The organism is Mycobacterium colombiense, from assembly GCF_003284975.1.
In the GTDB taxonomy this organism is placed as follows: domain Bacteria; phylum Actinomycetota; class Actinomycetes; order Mycobacteriales; family Mycobacteriaceae; genus Mycobacterium; species Mycobacterium europaeum_A.
On the sequence record NZ_QMEU01000189.1, the window covers coordinates 1 to 3,996 of the forward strand.

Annotated in this window: 2 protein-coding genes; one reads left to right on the plus strand and one right to left on the minus strand. The window is 70.4% G+C overall.

Annotation, left to right across the window (positions count from 1 at the left end; genetic code table 11):
* On the plus strand, positions 1 to 2,001 hold a 2,001-nt coding region (locus DQP58_RS26010; protein WP_112710919.1), incomplete at its 5' end, for an ATP-binding cassette domain-containing protein.
* 13 nt (positions 2,002 to 2,014) lie between these two features.
* Here DQP58_RS26010 and DQP58_RS26015 read toward each other — a convergent pair.
* Positions 2,015 to 3,996 (minus strand): Kelch repeat-containing protein (locus tag DQP58_RS26015; RefSeq protein WP_276310533.1); only part of this gene is annotated, 1,982 nt, incomplete at its 5' end.

A 3,996-nucleotide genomic window follows, 5' to 3' on the forward strand; every position in this document is an offset into this window, starting at 1 on the left:
GGCGCGCAAGCCCTCGAAGCCGCGGAGTTCGACAGCACCAACCTGCGGCGCGCGGTGCAGCGGTCGCGGTCGAGGCTCTCGGCGCCACCCAGCGGCGCCGCCGTGATCGGCCGCGCCGAGGACAGCGACATCGTCATCTCGGACGTCCTGGCGTCGCGCCAACACGCCTATCTGGTGCCGGGCCCCACCGGGATGGAGATCCACGACGCCCACAGCATCAACGGCACGTTCGTCAACGGCACCCGAATCCTGTCGGCGCCGCTGACCGAGGGCGACGTCGTCACCATCGGCAACGTCGACCTGGTGTTCAACGGCGAGATCCTGCTCCGCCGCGCCCAGGCGGCCACCCGCACCGGCGGGCTGGAGGTGCGCGAGGTCGACTTCGAAATCGACAGCAAACGCTTGATCCACAAAGTCTCGCTGACCGCCAGGCCCGGCACGCTGACCGCCCTCATCGGCGGGTCCGGGGCCGGCAAAAGCACGCTGTCGCGGCTGATCGCCGGGGCCACCTGTCCCAGCTCGGGCTCAATCACCTTCGAAGGGCACGACATTCACGCCAGCTTCGCGTCGTTGCGCAGCCGGATCGGGATGGTGCCCCAGGACGACGTCGTGCACCGCCAGCTGACGGTGACCCAGGCCCTGAACTATGCCGCCGAGCTGCGCCTGCCGCCCGACACCAGCAAACAGGACCGCGCGCAGGTGGTCGCGCAGGTGATCGAGGAACTCGGGCTGACCAAGCATGCCGACACGCGGGTGGACAAGCTGTCCGGCGGGCAGCGCAAGCGCGCCTCGGTGGCACTCGAGCTGCTCACCGGGCCGTCGCTGCTGATCCTCGACGAGCCGACCTCCGGCCTGGATCCGGCGCTCGATTTGCAGGTCATGACCATGTTGCGGCAGTTGGCCGACGCCGGTCGGGTGGTGCTGGTGGTGACGCACTCGCTGAGCTACCTCGACCTGTGCGACCAGGTGTTGTTGATGGCGCCGGGCGGCAAGACGGCGTACTGCGGGCCGCCCGACGAAATCGAAGCGACCATGGGAACCACCAACTGGGCCAAGATCTTCGGCATGGTGGGGGCGGACCCCGACGAGGCCAACCGTCGGTTCCTGGCCCAGCTCAAACCACCGCCGGCGGGGCCCGAGGCCGAGAAGCCGGCCGACCTGGGCGCTCCGGCGCGCTCGAGCACCCGTCGTCAGTTCGCCACCATCGCGCGCCGCCAGATTCGGCTGATCGTCGCCGACCGCGCCTACTTCATCTTCCTGGCGCTGTTGCCGTTCGTGATGGGCGCGCTGTCGCTCACCGTTCCCGGCTCGACCGGATTCCGCGTCGCCGATCCCAGCGGCGACGGCTCCGACGAGCCGGGCTCGGTGTTGATGTTGCTCACCATGGCTGCCGTGTTCATGGGGACCGCGCTGACCATCCGCGACCTCATCGGCGAGCGCCCGATCTTTCGCCGGGAACAGGCGGTCGGCCTGTCCACCAAGGCGTATCTGCTCGCGAAGATGGCGGTGTTCTTCGTGTTCGCCGTCATTCAGTCGGCGATCGCCACGACCATCACGATCCTGGGGAAGGGGGCGCCGACGCGCCCGGCCCTGCTGCTGGGCAGTGCCACCCTCGAGCTGTACGTCGCGACCGCCGCGATGTGCGTCGCCGCCGCGATGGTCGGCCTGGTCCTGTCGTCCCTCGCGCGGTCCAACGAGCAGATCATGCCGCTGCTGGTGGTGTCCCTGATGCTGCAGTTGGTGCTCTGCGGGGGCATGGTCCCGGTCACCAACCGAATCGGCCTGGACCAGATGTCGTGGGCGGTGCCCTCGCGGTGGGGTTATGCGGCGCAGGCCTCGACGGTCGACCTGTGGACCATCGAGCCCGGCCCGCTCGCCCCGAAAGACCGCCACTTCAAGCACACGGCCTCGACCTGGCTGTTCGACGTGGGCATGCTGGCGCTGTTGACCATCGTGTACGCGGGATTCGTGGGATGGCGCAGCCGGCTCAAGCGCCACTGATCCGCCGTCACCGCTAGATGAAGTCCAGGGCCTCGACCGTAGCGACCGGGCCTTCGTGGGTGGGCCGGTTCGCGCCACCGATGCAGTAGACGGTGTTGCCCACCGTCGCGACGGCCTCGGCGTGACGCGGGGTGGGCATCGGAGGCAGCGCGCTCCACGTGCCGTCGGCGATGTCGTACATCTCGGCCACCCCCAACACCCGCGTCGGCTCTTCACCGCCGACCGCCAGGATCCGGCCGTCGATGAACGCGGCGCCGTAGCTGCCGCGGGGAGTCGGCATGTCGACCAACTTGGTCCAGCCGCCGGACTGGGGGTCGAACCGTTCGAACGCCGCGGAGTTCTTGTCGGACGACAGGAATCTGCCGCCGACCGCGTAGACGTAGGTGCCGTCCGACACCGCCGCGAGATGCTCGCGCGGCGTTGGCATGTCGGCCGCGTCGTGCCACGAGCTGCCGTCGAAGACCTCGGTCTGGCCGACGAGCTGCTTGGCGTTCTGCCCGCCGACGGCCACGAGTTTGTCGCCGACCACCGCGGCGGCCAGCGCCGCGCGGGCGTGGGTGAGGTTCGGCAACTCGACCCACTTGCCGGCGCGCAACGCGAACACCTTGGTGGACGCCTGGGTGAGGTCGCTGCTGGCGCCGCCGAGCACCACCACCTCGCCGTGATAGGTCGCCGCGGCGGCGTGGTGCAGCGGGATGGGCAGTGGCGGTTGCGGCTGCCAGGTGCCGGCGCGCGGGTCGTAGCTTTCGACCGTCGACAACGCCACCCCGTCGCGCAGGCCGCCGACGATCCAGATCTTGTCGTCGAGCACGGTCCACGCCGTCATCAGCCGAGGGGTCGGCGCGTCGGGCAGGGAACGCCATTGCGCGGCGGGCTGGATTCGGCGCGCCGGCAGCTGCAGCGCCTCGGCCGACGAGGTGGCCTGGCCGTCGCCGACCTCGCTCGACCCGCCGATCGCGAACACGGCTTGCCCCACCGCGTCGACCGCCATGCCGTGGCGCGCAATCGCCATGTCCGGCAAGCCGGCCCACGCGTTCGTCGTCAGATCGAACACCGACACGCTTTTGAGGACCTGCCCGGCCGACAGCCCCCCGACCGCCACCAACCGCCGATCGGCGATCGCCACGCCGACGTCACCGCGTGGCTGGGGGAGGTCGGGCAACCGCGTCCAGCTTCTCGCGGCAGGGTCATACGCCTCGACCGTCGGCAGGTCGGTGGTCCCGTTGGTGCCGCCCACCGCGTACACCAGCTTGCCGTCCGACGCCGCGGCCAGCATCTGCCGCGGGGTCGGTATCGGCGTGCCGAGGGTCCAGGAGTTGCCGTCGAAGACCTCGGTGGTGTTCAGCGGGGCGCCGTTCGCGTCGACGCCGCCGGTGACGATGATGCGATCTCCCACGACCGCGGCCGCGGCCGCCGCCCGCGGTTGCAACAGGCGGGGCAGCTCGACCCAGTGGCTGTTGACCACCCGCCAAACCTGGTCGCTGGCAACCTTTTGCGCTCCCGCGGCGCGCCAGCCGCCGAGCACGATCGGGTTGCCCCGCCACGTCACCGCCATCGCGTGCTGAACCGGAACCGGAAGATCGTCGCCGCTCTTCCAGCTGTCGATCACCGGGTCATAGCCCTCGTGGTTGGCGACGAGCGCGTGGTTGCTGCCCACTCCGCCGAAGATCCAGATCGTGCCATCGGCCTGCGTGGTCGCCGCCGCCTGGCGCGCGATGCGCGCGTTGGTGATCGGCTGCCACTTCACCGACGGGCCGCTCGGTTGATTGGTGGCGGCCTGGTGGTGTTTGTTGCCCTGGTTGAGCAGCACGTAGACGCCGCTGCCGAGCACCAGCACGGCCAGCACGATCCCCACCACGATCAGTGGCGCCGTCAGGCGGTTGCCCTTCTTGCCCGACGAGCCCAGCCACTTCACCGCCCCGGCGGCCGGCCCGCGGCGCGCGACCGCGGGCGGGTCCGCGGATGCCGACGGCGCGATCGCGTCGGTCATGCTGG